The following is an 18,534-nucleotide window of genomic DNA, read 5'->3' on the forward strand; positions in this document are numbered from 1 at the left end:
ATACGCGACGATTACAGCGTACGTGCGACTTCGGTCACTTCGAAGACTTCGAACTGGTCGCCTTCGATGATGTCGTTGAAGTTCTTCACCGACATACCGCATTCGAAGCCTTGCTTGACTTCCTTCACGTCGTCCTTGAAGCGCTTCAGCGATTCGAGTTCGCCCGTGAAGATCACGACGTTGTTGCGCAGCACGCGAACCGACGACGAGCGCTTGACGATACCGTCGGTGACCATACAGCCGGCAACCGTACCGACCTTCGGCACCTTGAACACCTGACGCACCTCGACCATGCCCGTCACGACTTCGCGCTTCTCCGGCGCCAGCATGCCCGACATCGCGGCCTTCACCTCATCCACTGCGTCGTAGATGATGTTGTAGTAGCGAATATCGATACCGTTCGCTTCGGCCAGCTTGCGCGCCTGTGCATCCGCACGCGTGTTGAAGCCGATGATGACCGCCTTCGATGCCGTCGCGAGGTTGACGTCGTTTTCGCTGATGCCGCCCACCGCGCTGTGCACGATCTGCACGCGCACTTCGTCGGTCGACAGCTTGAGCAGCGACTGCACGAGTGCTTCCTGCGAGCCCTGCACGTCCGCCTTGATGATGAGCGGCAGGTTCTGCACTTCGCCTTCGCCCATCTGCTCGAGCATGCTTTCCAGCTTCGCGGCCTGCTGCTTCGCCAGCTTGACGTCGCGGAACTTGCCCTGACGGAACAGCGCGATTTCGCGCGCCTTGCGCTCGTCCGGCAGCACGATCACTTCCTCGCCCGCACCCGGCACTTCCGACAGACCCTGGATTTCGACCGGGATCGACGGGCCGGCTTCCTTCGTCGGCTTGCCGTTCTCGTCGAGCATCGCACGCACGCGGCCATAAGCCGTGCCTGCCAGCACGATGTCGCCGCGGTTCAGCGTACCGGACTGCACCAGGATCGTCGCGACCGGGCCCTTGCCCTTGTCCAGCTTCGCTTCGATCACGATGCCCTTGGCCGGCGCCTCGACCGGTGCCTTCAGTTCCAGCACTTCTGCCTGAAGCAGCACGTTCTCGAGCAGGTCGTCGATACCGGCACCCGTCTTCGCCGACACCGGCACGAACGGCGAATCGCCACCGTATTCTTCCGGCACGACGCCTTCCGCGACCAGTTCCTGCTTGACGCGGTCCGGGTTCGCTTCCGGCTTGTCGATCTTGTTGATCGCCACGACGATCGGCACGCCACCCGCCTTCGCGTGAGCGATGGCTTCCTTCGTCTGCGGCATCACGCCGTCGTCCGCAGCCACCACCAGCACGACGATGTCGGTCGCCTTCGCGCCGCGTGCACGCATTGCCGTGAACGCCTCGTGACCCGGCGTATCGAGGAACGTGATGACACCGCGCGGCGTTTCGACGTGGTATGCGCCGATGTGCTGCGTAATGCCGCCCGCTTCGCCCGCTGCAACCTTCGCGCGGCGGATGTGGTCGAGCAGCGAGGTCTTGCCGTGGTCGACGTGACCCATCACGGTGACGACCGGCGGACGCGGCAGTTGCTCCGCATCGGTACCGGTCTCGCCTTCGACCAGCAGTGCTTCCGGATCGTCCAGCTTCGCGGCGACCGCACGGTGGCCCAGTTCCTCGACGACGATCATCGCCGTTTCCTGGTCCAGCACCTGGTTGATCGTGACCATCTGGCCCATCTTCATCATCACCTTGATGACTTCGGAGGCCTTGATCGACATCTTGTGCGCGAGATCGGCAACCGAGACGGTTTCCGGCACGTGCACTTCACGCACGATCGGCTCGGTCGGCGCCTGGAACGTCGATGCGCTGTCCTGGTGACGGCCGCGCCCCTTCGGGCCGCCGCGCCAACCGCGGTCGACACCGCCGCTCGAATCGCCGCGCGTCTTGATGCCGCGGCGCTTGGCCGCGTCGTCCTGCCAGCCGCCCTTGCCGCCACCCGGCTTCTTGTTGCGGTCGCCCGCGCCTGCCGGCGCCTGCGTCGTCGCCGGCGCTGCGCCGGCCGGCTTCTTCACGGCCGGACGTGCCTGCGCGCCTGCGCCTGCGGGCTTGGCCGGCTTGTGCAGCGTGCCCTTCGCTTCGGCCGGCTTCGGCGGTTCCACCGGCTTCGGCGGCTCGACTGCCTTGACCACGGCCTTGCGCGGCGTGTTCATCATTTCGCGGATCGCGCGAGCCTCGGCTTCTGCCGCCGCACGACGCTTGCTGATCTCTTCCTGCTCGGCCCGCGCCTTGTCGGCCGCCTCGCGGGCAGCGTCCTCGGCCTTCTTCGCCGCTTCACGCTGGGCCGCACGTTCGGCGGCCGCGCGCGCTTCGTCCTGCGCGGACTGCGCACCGGCTGCTTCCTGCTGGGCTTCGGCGGCCTGCTGGGCAGCAGCCTGCTGTGCCGCTGCGGCTTCGGCAGCGGCGCGCTTCACCGCTGCTTCTTCCTCGGCACGACGGCGCTCGGCTTCGGCCGCTTCCTCGCGGGCACGGCGCTCGGCTTCCTCGCGCTCGAGGCGTTCCTGACGCTCGCGCAGTTCCTGCGCCTGCTTTTCGAGCAGCTCGGCCTCGCGGCGCGCTTCTTCCTCGCGACGCTTCAGATCCGCATCGTCATCCGCTTCGGCAACCTGCGCCTGACCCTGTTCCGCACCCTCGGCCACGTCGTCGCGCTTGACGAACGTACGCTTCTTGCGGACCTCGACCTGAATGGTGCGAGCCTTGCCCGTCGCGTCAGACTGCTTGATCTCCGACGTATGCTTGCGGGTCAGCGTGATCTTGCGCTTGTCGCCGTCGGTTGCGCCGTGCGACTTGCGCAAATGATCGAGCAGACGCGCCTTGTCCGCCTCGGACAGCGCATCGTCTTCACTCGCTTTCTGGACGCCCGCTGCCTGCAGCTGTTCGAGCAGCACACCAGCAGGCATTTTCAGTTCCGCGGCAAATTGGGCTACGTTGTTACTCGCCATTCATTCCTCTTAGTGCAAGGACCGATTCCTTGCGGTTAGCATCGGGTCAGGCCATACGGCCGCCATCAAATCAGTGCGCCATGGTCATTTCTCACTGGAACCAGTGTTCACGTGCTTTCATGATCAACGCCTTAGCGGCATCCTCTTCCATCCCGGTCATGTCGACCAGTTCATCCACAGCCAGCTCGGCGAGATCGTCCCGCGTCTGCATGCCGTGTTCGGCCAGTTTCGCGAGCAACTCCGGCGTGACGCCGTCGAGGCCCTTCAAATCCAGCGCTGCGTTTTCGACCTTTTCTTCGTTCGCGATCGCCATCGTCAACAGTGCATCGCGTGCGCGGTTGCGCAGCTCGTGCACGGTGTCCTCGTCGAACGCCTCGATTTCGAGCATTTCGTTGAGCGGCACGTAAGCGATCTCTTCGAGGCTCGTGAAGCCTTCGTCGATCAGGATGTCAGCAACTTCTTCGTCGACGTCGAGACGCGCCATGAACAGCGAACGCAGTCGATCGCGCTCTTCACCCTGCTTCAGGGCGGATTCGTCCGGCGTCATGATGTTGATCTGCCAGCCGGTCAGCTCGCCGGCAAGGCGAACGTTCTGACCGCTGCGGCCGATCGCGACAGCCAGCTCGTTTTCGTCGACGACGACGTCCATCGAGTGCTTTTCTTCATCGACGACGATCGACTGGACGGCTGCCGGCGCGAGCGCGCCGATCACGAACTGGGCGGGATCCTCGGACCATAGCACGATGTCGATGTTTTCGCCACCGAGCTCGTTGCGCACGGCCTGCACGCGCGAACCGCGGATGCCGACGCAGGTGCCGATCGGATCGATCCGCTTGTCGTAGGCGATCACGCCGATCTTCGCGCGCACGCCCGGATCGCGAGCGGCTGCCTTGATCTCGAGCAGGCCCTGCTCGATTTCCGGCACTTCCATCTCGAACAACTTCATCAGGAACTCGGGCGCGGTGCGCGAGAGTTCGATCTGCGGGCCGCGCGCGGTGCGGTCGACCTTCGCGATGTATGCACGCACGCGGTCACCCACGCGCAGATTTTCCTTCGGGATCAACTGGTCGCGGCGCAGCAGCGCTTCGACACGGCCCGATTCGACGATGAAGTTGCCCTTGTCGAGGCGCTTCACCGTGCCCGTCATGATCTTTTCGCCGCGCTCGAGGTAATCGTTCAGGATCTGCTCGCGCTCGGCATCGCGCACCTTCTGCAGAATCACCTGCTTGGCGGCTTGCGCGCCGATACGGCCGAACTCGATCGACGGCACCGGCTCCTCGATGAATTCGCCGACTTCGACGTCGGGGTTCTGCTCACGCGCTTCGAACAGCAGGATCTCGCGATCCGGCTCCTGCAAGCCTGCCTCGTCGGGCACGACGAGCCAGCGACGGAAGGTTTCGTGCTCGCCGCTTTCGCGATCGATATGGACGCGGATTTCGGCGCCTTCGTCGAACAGCTTCTTGGAAGCGGACGCGAGCGCAGCCTCGAGGGCGCCCAGCACCACATCCTTGTCGACGTTTTTCTCGCGCGCCAGCGCATCCACCAGCATCAACACTTCGCGACTCATTATTTGCGGCTCCTAAAGTCAACTTGCGGAATCAGGCGGGCTTTGTCGATATCGGCCAGCGTGAAATCCAGCATGGCTGCCTCGCCCTTCTTCCTCTCAAATTCCAAACCGATCGTTTCGCCATTCGGCGCGTGCAGAATGCCCCGGTACGTCTTGCGCCCGTCCAGCGGCTTTTTCAAGGTCACGGAAACTTCGCTGCCGGCGAAGCGCTCGAAGTCGGCCAGCTTCTTCAACGGGCGGTCGAGCCCCGGGGACGAGACTTCGAGCCGTTCGTAATCGATGTTTTCGACCGTCAAGACGTGCTGGAGCTGACGCGTGACCTTTTCGCAATCTTCGAGCGAGATGCCGGCAGGCTGATCGATATAGATGCAAAGCATGCCGCGCCCGGTGCGCTCGAGATCCACCAGCTCGTAGCCGAGCCCGGTGACCGTGGTTTCTATCAGTTCCGTCAGTTGCACAGTGTCCTCTCAGGTGTTCGCGCCCGCCGCTCGCGATTCACCCGCGGGCGCGCGCCTTAGCCGGCGCAGGAAGCGCTACCCGAGATGCCTAACCGTTTCAGCAAAAAAAAATGGGCGGAACGCCCATCTTCTTACTGGTGGTCGCACCTGAGCCGCACATTGAATCCGTACGCCCAGCGACTCCGCGATTATAGCGATTTTTGGCGCAAACGCCAAGCCAGCCGGTAAAAGCAGCGCCCAGCCCGCCATTACCGACCAAAAATGCGAAACCGGACTGTCCGACCAGGCGGCACAATCCGGCAGCGCGTATATATACAGTCAAAAGCAAACCACGCAACGCGAGGTGCCGACGCAACCCGACTCGCGTCGATATTGTCGGCACACCGGCGGCTTCACGCCGCCGACCGCCGGAAACGCTCAGCGACCGCGTGAGCGATTACGCTGCGGACGCTGGCCGCCGCGCGCACCACCACCACCGTTGCCGGCGCCTTCGGCGCGATTACCGTTCGGATTGCGGTTGCCGCCCTTGCCGCCGCCGCGCTTGCCGCCCGCGCCTTCACGCTTGGGGCCGGCGCCATACGACGCACGATTGCCATCGACATCGCGACCGCCACCCGAGCGGTTGCCGTAGCCCGACGGCGAAACCGGCAGGCTGCCGTAGCCGCTCAGGCCAGGCAAGCCCGGGGCGCCACGTCGACCACCACCGCGACGCGGCTGATCGAGCTGACCATGCGTCGTCAGCACCGGCTCGCGGCCGATAAAGCCCATCGACGTCTGCATCGGATCCGGCTGGCGGCGCTCGGCCTGCCCGCCACCACCGCGCTTCCCCTTTTCCTCGGACGGCGCCTTCAGGCCGACGGTCGCCATCAGCTTGCGCACCTGCGCTTCGTCGAGCTCCTCCCAACGACCGCGCTTCAGGCCGCGCGGCAGCGGAATCGGACCGTGACGCGTACGGATCAGGCGGCTCACCATCAGGCCGGCCGCTTCGAACATCCGGCGCACTTCGCGGTTGCGGCCTTCGGCCAGCGCGACGTGATACCAATGGTTCGTGCCTTCGCCGCCGCCGTCGCGGATGCGCAGGAAGTTCGCCGGGCCGTCATCGAGTTCGACGCCGTGCAGCAGCTTCTGCCGCATCCCTTCGGACAGTTCGCCGACGACGCGCACCGCATACTCGCGCTCGACGCTGTAGCGCGGATGCATGAAACGGTTTGCGAGATCGCCCGACGTCGTGAGCATCAGCAGACCTTCGGTGTTGAAGTCGAGACGACCCACCGCGAGCCATTTCGCCGTCTTCATCGGCGGCAGGCGATCGAACACCGACGGACGACCCTCCGGGTCCGCGTGACTGACGATCTCGCCCGTCGGCTTGTGGTACAGCAGCACGCGCGGCGGCTTGTTCGGCAGCTTGCGCTTGACCGGCTTGCCGTTGATGCGGACCTGGTCGGTCGGCATGATGCGCTGGCCGATGTGCGCGGGCTCACCGTTCACCGACACGCGGCCGGCGACGATCAGTTCTTCCATTTCACGGCGCGAGCCCATGCCGGCTTCCGCCAGCACCTTGTGGAGCTTCGGCGCGTCGTCGTCCGGCGACAGCACGCGCTTGTTCGTCGGCTGGCTGCGACCGCGACGCAGCATCGGCGCACGTACGCCGCTGCCGCCGGCCGAATTGTCCGCATCGAACGCCGGCGACGTCACATAGGCGAACAGGTCGTCCTGCGACGCCGCGTCGCCGTCGGCCTTCGCTGCGCCGCCCTCGGCCTTCGCCGAACCGCTGCGCCGCGCCTGGCCGCCTTGCCCGCCCTGGGCACCCTTGGCCGCACCTTCGCGCTTGCCGGCCGGCTTGCGGCCGCCCTTGGCCGCGCCTTCCTTGCGCGGCGCGCGTGCGGGCTGAGCTTCCGCGGCCGGCTGCGCATCCGCGCCTTCGCCGCCCTGCGACTCGCCATCGCCCTTCGACTTGGCCGCCGCACGGCGGCGCGCGATCAGGCTGCGCGGGCCGCGCCGCAGGCCGCGGCGGGGACGCTCGTCACCACCCGCGGCCGGAGCATCCTGCTCCGGCGCATCGTCGGCACGCGCGGCCTGCACGGCAGGCGCGGACGATTCAATATCGTGGATATCAGTCAAAACAACCTCAAAATGTCAGGTCTCGCGCCCGGCTCGGGCGCGGCAAGAAGTCGGCCGCGATCAGGCGCGGCGCTGTTCGGGTTCTGCTTCGTCGTCCGGCAGTGCGTCGGCGCCGATGGGCGCGCTGGCACTGCGTACGGCATCGGCGAGGCTGTCGGACGTATCGTCCAGCAGTTCGCCGTCCGCGGGACGGGAGCGTGAGGCGTCAGCGTGGCCAGGCTCGCCCGGCATGTCGCCGGCCGCTTCCGCTCCGTCTCCGGCAACCGCGTCGGCGGCCGGCTTGCGATCTTCCTCGTTCCCTTCCGCGCGCAGCGGCTCGGGCTGCTCGCCGGCCGGCGCTACTTCGGCGCCGCCCTGTTCCATCTGAACGCGATCAGCTTCCAGCGTATCGCGGTTCGGCATTTCCTGCGACGCCGCACCTTCCGCTGCGGCGTCGCCCGGCAATTCATCCGGCTGCATGTGCGACACGTCGGCCGCCGCTTCGCCGGCTTCCGGCACCGCGTCCGCTACCGGCGCGTCGCCATCGAAGTCCATCGCCTGCTGCGCGAGCAGCGCGGCCTCGATGTTCGCGGCCGGCTCCTCGAGCGCCGGCAGGTCGTCGAGCGCCTTCAGGCCGAGATCGTCGAGGAACTGCTTGGTCGTCGCGTACAGCGCCGGACGCCCCGGCACGTCGCGATGCCCGATCACCTCGATCCAGCCGCGGTCCTCGAGCTGCTTGACCACCTGCGTATTGACCGTGACGCCGCGAATCTCTTCGATGTCGCCGCGCGTGACGGGTTGCCGATACGCGATGATCGCGAGCGTTTCGAGCACCGCGCGCGAATATTTCGGCGGCTTCTCGGGATGCAGCCGGTCCAGATAATGGCGCATCGCCGGCTTGCTCTGAAAGCGCCATCCGGTTGCCAGCGCCACCAGTTCAACACCGCGGCCGGACCAATCCTGTTTCAGATCTTCGAGCAACGTGCGGACCGTGTCAGCCGACACGCCGTCGGCAAAGAGCTTGCGCAAATCGCCGAGTTTCAGCGGTTCTTGCGCGCAGATCAAGGCAGTCTCGAGGACGATCTTCGCCTCTTGGGTATTCATGCAGCTAGGCCAGACCCTGTGGTCAAACGAACCGGATCAACAAACAGACGAAAGGAACGGAAGACGCGCTCGCCCGATTCTGATCGGTCATATTGATGGGAGCACGAACCGGGGGCGGCGAACCAACTTCAAGCCAGGCCCAAACCGGACGGAACAGCACGGCTCAACGACGGAACCGCGTGACTGAGCGCCATCTTACGCAAAATTGCCCGGTGCGTAAAGATGAGCCGAACGGCCCGTCGCTCGCACGCCGCAGCAGCTCCGCCCCCGCTTCAACGCAGGCCCGCGCCGCGCGCGAGGAACGCCCGCAAGCGCTCGACGCCTGCGTCGAGCCGCACCGGATCGCACGCGTAGCACCAGCGCACGAACCCTTCCCCTTCCGGGCCGAACGCGCGCCCCGGCGCCAGCCCAAGCCCGGCCTCGCGCACCAGCGACTTGCAGAACGCGAGACTGTCGTCCGCGCCCGGCAGGCGCAGGAACAGGTACATCGCGCCCGGCGGAGGCGGCACATCGACGCCCGGCAACGTGCGCAGCGCGGCGACCAGGTGGTCGCGCGCGCCACGCAGCGCCGCAACGAACGACTGCACGAACGATTCGCCGTCGCGCAGCGCGACTTCCCCCGCGGCCTGGATGAAACCTGGCGCACACGACGTGTTGTATTCGACCAGCTTCGACAGATCGCCCATGATCGACGCCGGCGCGACCAGCCATCCGAGCCGCCAGCCCGTCATCGCCCAGGCCTTCGAGAACGAATTCACGACGATGACCCGCTCGTCGCGCGACGCAATGTCGAGAAACGACGGCGCGCCGTCCGCGCCGAACGCGAGCCGTTCGTACACCTCGTCGGAGACCACCCAAATGCCGTGACGCCGGCAATGCGCGAGCACGGCCCGCTGGTCGTCGCGGGACATCGTCCAGCCGGTCGGATTGTTCGGCGAGTTCACGAACAGCATTCGCGTGCCGGGCGTCAGCGCCGCGAGCAGCTGGTCGATGTCGAGCCCCCAGCCCTCATCGCCATGGCGGAGCGGCATGCACTCGACCTGTGCACCGAGAATCTTCGGGATTTCAACGAGGTTCGGCCAGAGCGGCGTGACCGCGACGACGCGATCGCCCGGACCGACCAGCAGCTGCGCGGCCAGCATCAGCGCGCTCACGCCCGAACTCGTCACGGCGATCGCATCGGCCCCGGTCGCGCCGTGACGCGCGCTCACATAGACCGCAATTGCGTTGCGCAACGATACCGTGCCGAAGTTGTGCGTGTAGAAGGTTGCGCCGTCGCGCAGCGCCGCGGCAGCCGCGTCGCGAATGAATGCCGGCGTCACGCGATCGGATTCGCCGAACCAGAATGGCAGCACGTCGGGCACGCCGAAGCCGGCGTTCGCGACTTCCCTGATCAGCGACGGACGCAGCGCGCGGACCGCGCTGCGCGCCGTCGGCTCGCCCGTCGCCGGGCCGACATCTGCGGAATACGTCATCGAGAACCGCCACCGAGGAACACGATCCGCGTAGTGTACCGGCGTGCGCGCCGGATCAGCACCCTCAGTCGAGGTCTTCCGCCCGCGCCGGCATCTGGCGCACGAGTTCCCAGATCGCCTGCGCGGCCGGCGACAGCGACCGGTCGCGGCGGCGCACCAGCTCGACGGTGCGCTCGGTACGCGGCGTCAGCGGCCGCGCGACCAGCGACGATCCCGCCGGCAGCGGCAGCGACAGCCACGGCTGCACGCTCACGCCGACACCGGCCTCGACGAGCCCGAATACCGTCGCCGAATGCCCGAGCTCCTGCATGACCGTCGCGTTCACCCGATGGGCTGCCAGCGCGGCGTCGATCAATGGCCGGCTTCCGGACGCATGGTCGAGCAGGACGAGGCGCTCGCCATCGAGCGCCGTCCAAGGCACCTCGGCCCGCGCCGCGAGCGGGTGATCGGCGCGCGCGACCAGGCAGAACGAGTCGGTCATCAACGGTTCGCACACGAGATCGGCAACGGTGAGCGGCCCGATGACGACGCCGAAATCGACCTCGCTCGACTTCACCTTTCGCAGCACGTCGCTCTGCACGTCGTCGCGCAGGCCGAGCGTGACGAACGGAAACTGGCGCTCGCAGGCCGCGACGACGCGCGGCATCAGCCGGCACGCAATCGTCGGGCTCGCCGCGACGATCACGCGCCCGCGCCGCTGCTCGCCGATCTCGCGAATTTCGCGCAGCGTGTCGTCGAGATCGTCGATCAGGCGGGACACACTCGCGATCAGGTTCCCCCCGACGTCGGTCAACTGCACGTCGCGGGTCGTCCGGTCGATCAGCTTCAGTCCGAGCTCGGCCTCGAGTTCGCGCACGCAACGGCTGACCGCAGACTGCGTGAGTCCGATCTCGTCACCCGCGCGACTGAAGCTCCGGAGCCGCGCAACCTCGATGAATACGCGAAGCTGGCGCAGCGTAACGTTCATCCCCTCACCTCATCAATCGTCGATATCGATGCACGATTTTAATGCACGAAATCAGCGTCGATTGACGAATGCCGCACCGGCCGCACATGTTTCGCTGCGGTGCAATATCCACGGAAACGCACGTGGCGCGGGCGAATTGCACAAGATTGGTGATTGTCCTGATTTGCTGACGGGTTATTTTGGCGTCTTATACGCCCCTAGCTGACTTAGCCGTTAGCCCGCTGCCAAGCGGCTCTCAAGGGAATCGCCTCCGACATGGCACGCATCGTGCTTTACCTGACGCACAGGGCGCAGGTCGAGTCGGACGGAAGGCAGAAACGCCGCTGCCGGTCAACCGGACGCCCCCACCCGGCACTCGACGCTCGAGTGCTTGAAGAGTGCGCGGCGCAGGGCAGCGCACCGGAGTTAGCTTCGCTGAGGTGAGGACATGATGCTGTTCGACGATTTGAGAGATAACGAGTGGGCGCTGGTCGAAGGTCTGTTTTGCTCGGAACCCGCACGCAGTGAACGGCGCGGCCGCCCCCGCGTGGAGGCCCGCTCGGTGGTAAACGCCGTGCTGTGGGTACTGTCGACCGGTGAAGGCTGGTCGAAGCTGCCGGGTCGCTATCCGTCGCCGCCGACCTGCCGCCGTCGCTTCGACGAATGGCAGGCAGACGGGACGCTCGCCGAAATCGTCAAGCGCCTCGGCACGAGCGGCCGCCAGATCTCGCTGCGCGGGCGCATCGGGGCAAGCGCGGCGAAGCCGCCTGCACCGCCGAGCCGCGACCGGTTGCGCGGCGCCTTCTGGACCAATCCGGAATCCTGGCGCGCCCCCGTGAAGATGGCGTAACGCATGCTCGATCGGGCGGCTTCGGCCGCCCGGTTTCTTTCGGCGCCACGCGTTTTGCGCGGCGCCCGCGTCGTCGCCGATTACCGCTGTCGTGCCGCGATACATCTATTTACTATTATTTACAGCAAGCCTGCACTCCCGCGCTTACCTTAGCGTCATATCAACAAGCCGCGCCGATGGCTTGAAGGGAGCCCCGCCATGAAAACAATGTCACTGCTCGTCGCATGCGGCATTGTCATTTCGCTGGCGCTGACCGCCCCCGCTCACGCCGACGATCGCGCGAAGCCGCCTCACCGCCAGCAGGATCACCGAAACACCCTTCGCCAGCAACCGCCCGCCACGTCACTCAATCGACAGACCGTGCCGCGCGGCGATTTGCGCGGCGACATCGCCAGCAACGCACGCGCGCGCATCGGCTCGCAGCCGACAGATCTGCCGCGTCATCCGTAGTCCACAGGATTTCGTCAAAGAAAATTCCCCAATCCGGGAACTGCTCGACATACGACGAGTCACATCCGTTGCCATGAGCACAGCGTGGCAACAGCAAAAGTATCCGGTACGCCCGTATCCTCGCGATACGGGCTTTTTTTTGAATGCCGCCGGCGACGGCGCGAGGCCAGGGGTGCGCCGCTACAGGCGGCTTTCGAGAATCGCCACGGCGCTCGCTTCGCTTAACGCGTAGTCGTCCATACGGCGATCGGTCCAGGAGAGTAATTTCTCGTCGCGCTCGAGGCGCGCGCATTCGGCCCGACCACTATCGGTCAGCACCGCGATGTCGACCGGCGCATGGAAACCCGGCGCGGGGGCAACCGTCTTCTGCCTGACCGTGTCCATCAGCCCCAGCGACCGAAGATACTCGAACACGCCCGGGCGGCGCGCCCACGGTACCTGGCGGTACTGCACTCGTCTCAATGCGTCGAGCACCGCTTCGTTGGAATACGTGGCCATCTCGATTCTTTCTTAAAGTGCAGCGACAATGCGAAGCGGCGCGCCGGGCGGGAGCTCCGCCCGCCGATACCGCCACCGATTCTGGGGGCCGACGTTCGGCGTCGCGTCAGGGCCGGATCGTCAGCCGTCCATAAAAAGACACCATACCCCAATCAAATTGATTCTGTTCGATTCATTTGTACTTCTCTTCATCGGTTTCATGCTCTTCCGCAAGCGGCGGAGACTCATCGCGATCGCGAGCGTCGCGCTGCTCTGGCTGCTCGCGACAGGCTGGCTCACCGCGCCACTCATCGCATGGACCGAGGCGGGCGTGACGCCGGTCGAGCGCCCCGACATGCACGGCCGCACCACACTGATCATCATCGGCATCGGCACACGGCGCAGCGACACCGGCCTGCGGCCGCCGCCCGACGGGGAAGCACGCATCCGTACGACCGCGGCGCTCTATCGCACGTGCCGCGAGCAGGCCACCCGCTGCACCGTGGTGATGTCGGGCGGCGACCCTCAACATCACGGCGAAACCGAGGCGGCCGTCTACGGGCGCCGCCTGATCGCGGAAGGCGTCGCTCCCGGCGACCTCGTTCTCGAGCCGGACAGCCGTACCACCTACGAAAATGCGAAATTCACCGCTTCTATACTACGCTCACAACATGACGACTCGCGCATTCTCGTCGCATCGTCCTACCAGATGCGTCGCGCATTGCTCGATTTCCGCCGCTTCGGCATCGATCCGCAGCCCGTTTATTCCAATCGCCGGCGCGCGCAAACGGGCTGGCTGCCCCGCTGGCACAACCTGGAAGATGCGAATCAGGCATTGCACGAACTGATCGGCATCGCGCAGTTCCACGTCTACCGATGGCTCGGCTGGTTTTGATGGCGACGCGTGCAGCGAAGGCGGAAACGACGGCGCCGCGCGGGATGGCATGCGCATGACGGAATGCAGGAAGTGTTGCGCGACTTCAACGGGGCCTTGCGCTGCACACCGATCCGGTGCACATTGATCCGTCACTTTTGTTACACTCGACACGCACTCGATTGCAGTCGCCAGACAAAACGGCAACATTCGGGTTCATCACCACTTAGCGGAGGTAAAGCAATGAAGAAGACGTCCCTGGCTATTCTGGTCGCGATGTCGGCGCTGACTGGCGCAGCGTATGCGCAAGAGAGCACGCAAATCCAGACCATCACCGACCCGGCCAAGATCGCCGAGATCGAGCAGCGCGCACAGGCACTGCAACAGCAGCAAGCAGCCGAGGCTGCACAGCCGGCGATGCAGGAAGAGCACCACGGCAAGAAGGCTGCTCACCACAAGGCAGCGAAGAAGGCTGGCAAGAAGGCCGCCAAGGCCGCTCCGGCAGACGCTGCCAGCCAGTAAGTTCGGCGGCACCGCACAAGCGAAAAGCCGAATCCGGGCAACCGGGTTCGGCTTTTTTGGTTGCGGCGCCTGCGCGCTGTGCTAAAGTCGCGCACCGAAATTTTCCACCCGTGCGCACCCCGGTGCGGAGGACAGCATGAGCAACATTCAACTCGACATCGAGTGGACCGACGCAGCCACTCGCAAGATCAAGCAACTGATGCCGCGCGGCTCGGACGACGCCTTCCTCGCGCTGCCGCCGATCGAGTGCCTGCCGATGGAGGGCGACGTGATTTTCCTCGGTCCGCAAGGCAAGCAGCAACCGTTTATCGTCGCCGAACGTCAGTATCACCATGACGGCGACGCCGACTGGACGATCATCCTGATTCTCGACGTACCCAGCGCGTCGCACTGACGCGCCGCAGCGGCCGGCAACGTGTCCGGCCGCACCACCCTGCTCACGCGGGCTTCGACAGCACGCGGATCCCGGACCGATCAACTCAGTGCGCGGCGGCACGCGCATGCACAGCCAAAGCCATCTGGCCGTCCCGGCGCTCTGCGAATCGCGCCAGCTCTCCATTCAGAAAAGATTGCGAATCAGCGAATCCAGCACGCGCCGGATCGCCATGTGTCGCATTGCGGCCCCACCAAAAAAATTGCCCGCGCTTCAGACGAAGCGCGGGCGAAACCGTCGCCCTACGAGGATAGGCGACGGGGCCATCGAGATCCGCGCGAGGCGCGGATCATCATCGGTTACGCCAACGCTCGCAGCGCCGGCATCTGAGACGTCGAAACCGTTGATCGGGCGCTCGCGACGCCTGCCCGGTCTCTGACGCCATCCTCCCTGTCCTAACGATTCGCACTTATAAAGCAGTTTGCGTGCCAGGCGCACTTTCGAAAATATGCCGTTGATCCATAAGGATATTTTCCGAGGTCACGGTGATGTAACACCCGTTCTTCCGCCGTAACGCGCGAATGTTACGTAACGTCACGACGGAGGGACGCGAACGTCCCGCACACGCCAGAATCGGCAGGCGCGCGACCATGAAAAAAGCCCGCCGGAAGGCGGGCTTTTTCGAAGAGCGGGAGCGAACCGCGATCAGCGCAGCTGATTCACGAGCAGCCCCATGATCTGCCGGGCCGGCCCCGACGTATCGATCGCGCCCGAGTCGTCGACGATTGCCACACGCGTCTGGTCGGGCGTCAGCGCCTTCACGTTGACGCGATACTGCTTCGCCTGTTTTTCCTTCTTGCCGTGGAACAGTTGGCTCCAGAAGCCCTGCTCGGCCGAGCTCAGATCCTTCGGATCGACATAACGCACGAAATACAGCCCCTTCGTGCGATCGCGATCGTCGACGGTGAAATTCGCACGATCGAGTGCGAGGCCGACATGCAGCCACGACCGGTCGTACGGTTCGCCGAGCGTGACTTCGGACGGCACCGCGGCCGAATCGACGTCGTTCGCTTGCGACGACGTACGCGCGACGTTCTGCGCAGCGATCGCCGCGGCGGCGGCCTTCGATGCGTCGGTATCCGCCTTCTTGTCCTTCGGCACCGTGTTGTCGTTGATGTTCGCGATCGGCGGCTCACCGTTCTTCGCGCGCTGCTCGTTCTGTGCGAGCACCGCCATCAGCCGCTTCAGGTATTCGGTCTCGAGCGCTGGATCGTTGGGTTTCGCTTCCCACTTGCTCGAATCGTTGTTCGCGCCGGTGATCGCCTCGCGCATGCCCTTCTGGCTAATGAACACGTAGGTGCCGCCGTTCGGCGCCGAATCGAGGCGGGTGCGGTACTTGTTGCGCTCGGCCGTCACGTACGAATTGCCCATCGCCTTGGAGATCACGCTGCGAATCAGGCCGTCGTTGATCTGCGGATGGGTTTCGTTCCAGTCGGTTTCCATCACGCCTTTATCGCGCTGGTCGACGACGAGCAGGAAGCCCTGCTCCTGCCAGAAACGGCGAACTTGCGGCCAGATGTCGGCGGGCTTCTTGCCGTCGATCACGAGCCAGCTCTCGGTGCCGTCGCGCTGAATATGCATGCCGGCCACGGCGGGCGCGACGGTGTCCGTCGTGGGCGCCGCGTGCTGGACCTGCTGAAGTGCGGACAGGGAAGTCGCGCCGCCCTGTGGCGGCAGCGAACGCTGATCGGCCGTCTCGTCGAGCATGTTGGGCGGCACTGCGAGCGACGCTTCCTTCGATTTGGAATCGCTCTTGTAGTCCACTTTCGTGGGCGACGACGTACCGCAACCGGCAACGAGCGCGCCGGTGGCGAGCACTGCAGCGAACCGCATGGTAAGACGAAGATCAGTCATGTTCGGGGAATCCTCTTCCGCTAAATCACGGCGCTTTCCGTGGATCAACCTTGCATTTTACCGGGGCCGCGCCGGGATGTGCAAAAAAGCGACCGGCAAGAAAAAACCCGCGTCAGCCTGAACTGACGCGGGTTCTTTGTCTGGTCGGGGCGAGAGGATTTGAACCTCCGACCACCTGCACCCCATGCAGGTACGCTACCAGGCTGCGCTACGCCCCGAAAGAAAAAAATTATAACAGACAGTTGGCCGCTTTAGAACGGGTCGCATGCATTTTGTGCATGTTCCTGCGAAATTATTTGCGACATGAGCCAACGGGGCAAGCCGGCTTCGACACGGGCGGCAACGCGCATCCCGCTATGCCACGGTCCGGCGATGCGATCCGCCCCATGCTCACGGCCGGCGTGCGACACAGATGACCGTGAGGCCCGCCATCCGGTTGAACCGGAACATCGGCAACTCGGCGCGGCAGATCAGCTTGAGCAAACCGTTGACGACCGGACGGTGCCGGCGCAACTGCGACGCCGGTTCGCGCGGTTGCCGACGCACCCGCTCGCTCAGTCGCAATGCCGCCGCGAGCGGGAACGTGAGGCCGAAGTAGTAGGCGCCGCGCTCGACCTCCAGCCCCGCGCGACGCGCGACATCCTCGAGACCGTCGAGCGTATACCTGCGCTTGTGCTCGAGAAAATCGTCATGCGCGCTCCAGAGGAACTGAAACGCGGGAACCGTGATCAGGAACCGGCTGCCCTTCGGCGCACCCGCCACGTAGCGGGCAAGCAAGCCGACATCGTCGTCGACGTGCTCGAGGACATCCATCAGCAACACGAGATCGGCATCGAACCGATCGACGGCCCGGCGAAAATGGACGGGCTTGCCGGCCGCCTCCCCGTCGGTGTCGTCGGCGTAGCTCGTATCGACACACCATGCTTCCGTCGCCTGCGTGCGCTCGAGCAAATGCTTCGAAAAGAAACCCGAGCCGGCACCGACGTCGAGTATGCGGTTCGCGTCCGACGTGCCCAGAAACCGACGGATCGCGCTCGCCTTCGACGCGTAGTACCAGTGATCGCCTACATCCGCTCCCAATACGTCGAGCTCCTTCAGATCCATGACGCCTCCCCCGTGTCGGCCACCATGCTTTGATCCATCCAGCCACTGACGCCGATCTTACCGCGCCGCCGCCGTCGCACGTACGGCAAGTTGCGCGATTCGCACGGGCAATCTGTGTCGCGCCTTAATCGAAAAGGACGATGGCCGATTCGTCACGGGTCGCTACCGTGCGCTTGCCCGGTGCGAGATCAACGCGCACGGCACATCGTCCGACTGCATGCCGATCGATATGGCACATCTCCGCTTCGCCGCGCTGCGCGGCACGCCGGCGGCGGTTTCGATCGCAACGGCGGTCGCGACGTCCCGTCACCGTCTCAGACAAAGGCCAGTGAATGACTCAGAAAAGCGACATTTCCCGTCGACACTTTCTCCGGCTGGGTGCCGGCACGATCGGCATCATGCTGGGAGGCACGCCTCTTCTGACCGCGTGCGGCGGCGATTCGATCGCGGTCGCCCCCGTCACGACGCCCAGGCTCGGTTCGGCAGCGAACTTTCGTGACACCGGGGGACCGGACGGAACGGGCTATGCCACCGCGAGTGGTGCAGCGATGAAGAAAGGCGCGATCTACCGGTCGTCCGCGCTCGCGCTGTCGGCGGCCGACCTCGCAACGGTCGATACGCTCGGCATCACGCACGTATGCGACCTGCGCACGACCGCAGAGATCCACGCGCAGCCGGATGTGCCGCTGGCCGGCGCCACCTGGCAGAACCTCAACGTGCTCGGCGTCGCCAGTATCGGTGCGCTCCCGACCGACGGTGCGACTGCCGCGGCCTTCATGCAAAGCATGTATCGGGCGTTCGTGACGTCGGAAACGGCACGGACGAGTTACCACACGCTATTCGCCGGCTTTGCCGCGTCCGGTGGCAACCTGGTCTTCCACTGCACGGCCGGAAAGGATCGCACCGGCTGGGCGACGGCCATTCTGCACACGATCCTCGGTGTCCCACGGCAGACGATCCTCGCCGACTATCTGCTGACCAACGTCTACAGCGCGTCGGAGATCGCCGCTTATGTCGCACAGGCGCGCAAAAGCGGCGGGCAGGATGCGGCCGACATGATGGCCGCGTTGCAGAGCGCCCAAGCGACCTATCTGCAGGCGGCATTCGACCAGGTTGTCGCATCGTACGGCTCGATGACGTCGTACATCGATAACGGCCTGCAGCTGGACCAGACGACGCAGAATGCAATCCGGCGGAGCATGCTGGTCTGATCGGTCGTGCAGGCGGCGAAAGCGGTGGCGTGTCAGCCACTCCCGCCCGCCGCCTGCACCCCGGATCGGACATCGCCTTCATCCGGCATGTCACTCCGCGCCAGCCAACGCCGACGCCGGGTTTGTCGATCCGGCGCAACGCGCGCCGCCCGCCTCGACCGCAAAACCAAACGACC

The 18,534-nt window shown here is 65.2% G+C and carries 15 protein-coding genes, 1 tRNA gene and 1 pseudogene; 6 read left to right on the forward strand and 11 right to left on the reverse strand.

From position 1 onward, the window contains the following. Nucleotides 1-11: 11 nt before the first annotated feature. The 7 genes from infB to WS87_RS10520 all read right to left on the reverse strand — a co-directional run bounded on the left by infB (nt 12) and on the right by WS87_RS10520 (nt 10,604). A complete protein-coding gene (infB, locus tag WS87_RS10490) occupies nt 12-2,933 on the reverse strand; it encodes a translation initiation factor IF-2 (protein ID WP_059818065.1) in 2,922 nt (973 codons plus the stop codon). A 91-nt stretch (nt 2,934-3,024) separates the two neighbouring features. After that, nucleotides 3,025-4,500 (reverse strand): transcription termination factor NusA, encoded by a 1,476-nt coding sequence (gene nusA / locus WS87_RS10495; RefSeq protein WP_059533060.1) that lies wholly within the window; start codon nt 4,498-4,500, stop codon nt 3,025-3,027. After that, nucleotides 4,500-4,958: a ribosome maturation factor RimP gene (rimP, locus tag WS87_RS10500; RefSeq protein WP_014897219.1), complete on the reverse strand. Its 459-nt coding sequence runs from the start codon at nt 4,956-4,958 to the stop codon at nt 4,500-4,502. Before rimP ends, nusA begins: the two co-directional genes overlap by 1 nt. A gap of 417 nt (nt 4,959-5,375) precedes the next feature. Next, nucleotides 5,376-7,079, reverse strand: coding sequence for a 23S rRNA pseudouridine(2605) synthase RluB (gene rluB, locus WS87_RS10505; RefSeq protein WP_059818063.1), 1,704 nt, complete (start codon nt 7,077-7,079; stop codon nt 5,376-5,378). Nucleotides 7,080-7,139: 60 nt separating this feature from the next. Then, nucleotides 7,140-8,162, reverse strand: a complete 1,023-nt coding sequence (scpB, locus tag WS87_RS10510; protein WP_059701467.1) for an SMC-Scp complex subunit ScpB — start codon at nt 8,160-8,162, stop codon at nt 7,140-7,142. 272 nt (nt 8,163-8,434) lie between these two features. Beyond that, the gene (locus tag WS87_RS10515) at nt 8,435-9,637 is read right to left on the reverse strand and encodes a pyridoxal phosphate-dependent aminotransferase (protein ID WP_059818061.1); all 1,203 of its coding nucleotides are present in this window, start codon (nt 9,635-9,637) and stop codon (nt 8,435-8,437) included. 64 nt (nt 9,638-9,701) lie between these two features. Next, on the reverse strand, nt 9,702-10,604 hold the full coding sequence (locus WS87_RS10520; protein WP_059691817.1) for a LysR family transcriptional regulator: 903 nt from the start codon (nt 10,602-10,604) through the stop codon (nt 9,702-9,704). Nucleotides 10,605-11,034: 430 nt separating this feature from the next. Here WS87_RS10520 and WS87_RS10525 point away from each other — a divergent pair. Further along, nucleotides 11,035-11,430 (forward strand): annotated as a pseudogene (locus tag WS87_RS10525) (transposase); the annotation flags it as partial. A gap of 201 nt (nt 11,431-11,631) precedes the next feature. Next, nucleotides 11,632-11,883 carry a hypothetical protein gene (locus WS87_RS10530; protein ID WP_059533075.1) on the forward strand — a complete coding sequence of 84 codons (252 nt, stop codon included), beginning with the start codon at nt 11,632-11,634 and terminating at the stop codon, nt 11,881-11,883. A 180-nt stretch (nt 11,884-12,063) separates the two neighbouring features. Here WS87_RS10530 and WS87_RS10535 read toward each other — a convergent pair whose 3' ends face one another. Next, nucleotides 12,064-12,381, reverse strand: coding sequence for a hypothetical protein (locus WS87_RS10535; protein ID WP_059510817.1), 318 nt, complete (start codon nt 12,379-12,381; stop codon nt 12,064-12,066). 157 nt (nt 12,382-12,538) lie between these two features. Here WS87_RS10535 and WS87_RS10540 point away from each other — a divergent pair, with 157 nt between their 5' ends. From WS87_RS10540 to WS87_RS10550, 3 genes are all read left to right on the forward strand, one after another. Beyond that, nucleotides 12,539-13,255 carry a YdcF family protein gene (locus WS87_RS10540; RefSeq protein WP_059533077.1) on the forward strand — a complete coding sequence of 239 codons (717 nt, stop codon included), beginning with the start codon at nt 12,539-12,541 and terminating at the stop codon, nt 13,253-13,255. 222 nt (nt 13,256-13,477) lie between these two features. Beyond that, complete coding sequence (locus WS87_RS10545; protein ID WP_059701473.1) at nt 13,478-13,756, forward strand: hypothetical protein; 279 nt, start codon at nt 13,478-13,480, stop codon at nt 13,754-13,756. A gap of 136 nt (nt 13,757-13,892) precedes the next feature. Continuing rightward, nucleotides 13,893-14,150 (forward strand): hypothetical protein, encoded by a 258-nt coding sequence (locus tag WS87_RS10550; RefSeq protein ID WP_059533081.1) that lies wholly within the window; start codon nt 13,893-13,895, stop codon nt 14,148-14,150. Nucleotides 14,151-14,834: 684 nt separating this feature from the next. On the opposite strand, the gene bamC is transcribed toward WS87_RS10550, so the two are convergent. The 3 genes from bamC to WS87_RS10565 all read right to left on the reverse strand — a co-directional run bounded on the left by bamC (nt 14,835) and on the right by WS87_RS10565 (nt 17,147). Beyond that, a complete protein-coding gene (gene bamC, locus WS87_RS10555) occupies nt 14,835-16,043 on the reverse strand; it encodes an outer membrane protein assembly factor BamC (protein ID WP_059691819.1) in 1,209 nt (402 codons plus the stop codon). Nucleotides 16,044-16,184: 141 nt separating this feature from the next. Beyond that, nucleotides 16,185-16,261: transfer RNA gene (locus WS87_RS10560), tRNA-Pro, on the reverse strand. A 172-nt stretch (nt 16,262-16,433) separates the two neighbouring features. Further along, the gene (locus WS87_RS10565; protein ID WP_059818059.1) at nt 16,434-17,147 is read right to left on the reverse strand and encodes a methyltransferase domain-containing protein; all 714 of its coding nucleotides are present in this window, start codon (nt 17,145-17,147) and stop codon (nt 16,434-16,436) included. A 398-nt stretch (nt 17,148-17,545) separates the two neighbouring features. On the opposite strand from WS87_RS10565, the gene WS87_RS10570 reads away from it, so the two are divergent. Then, nucleotides 17,546-18,358, forward strand: a complete 813-nt coding sequence (locus WS87_RS10570; RefSeq protein WP_236873179.1) for a tyrosine-protein phosphatase — start codon at nt 17,546-17,548, stop codon at nt 18,356-18,358. Nucleotides 18,359-18,534 lie beyond the last annotated feature (176 nt).

Origin of the sequence: Burkholderia sp. MSMB0856, assembly GCF_001524645.2 — a bacterium.
GTDB lineage: Bacteria > Pseudomonadota > Gammaproteobacteria > Burkholderiales > Burkholderiaceae > Burkholderia > Burkholderia diffusa.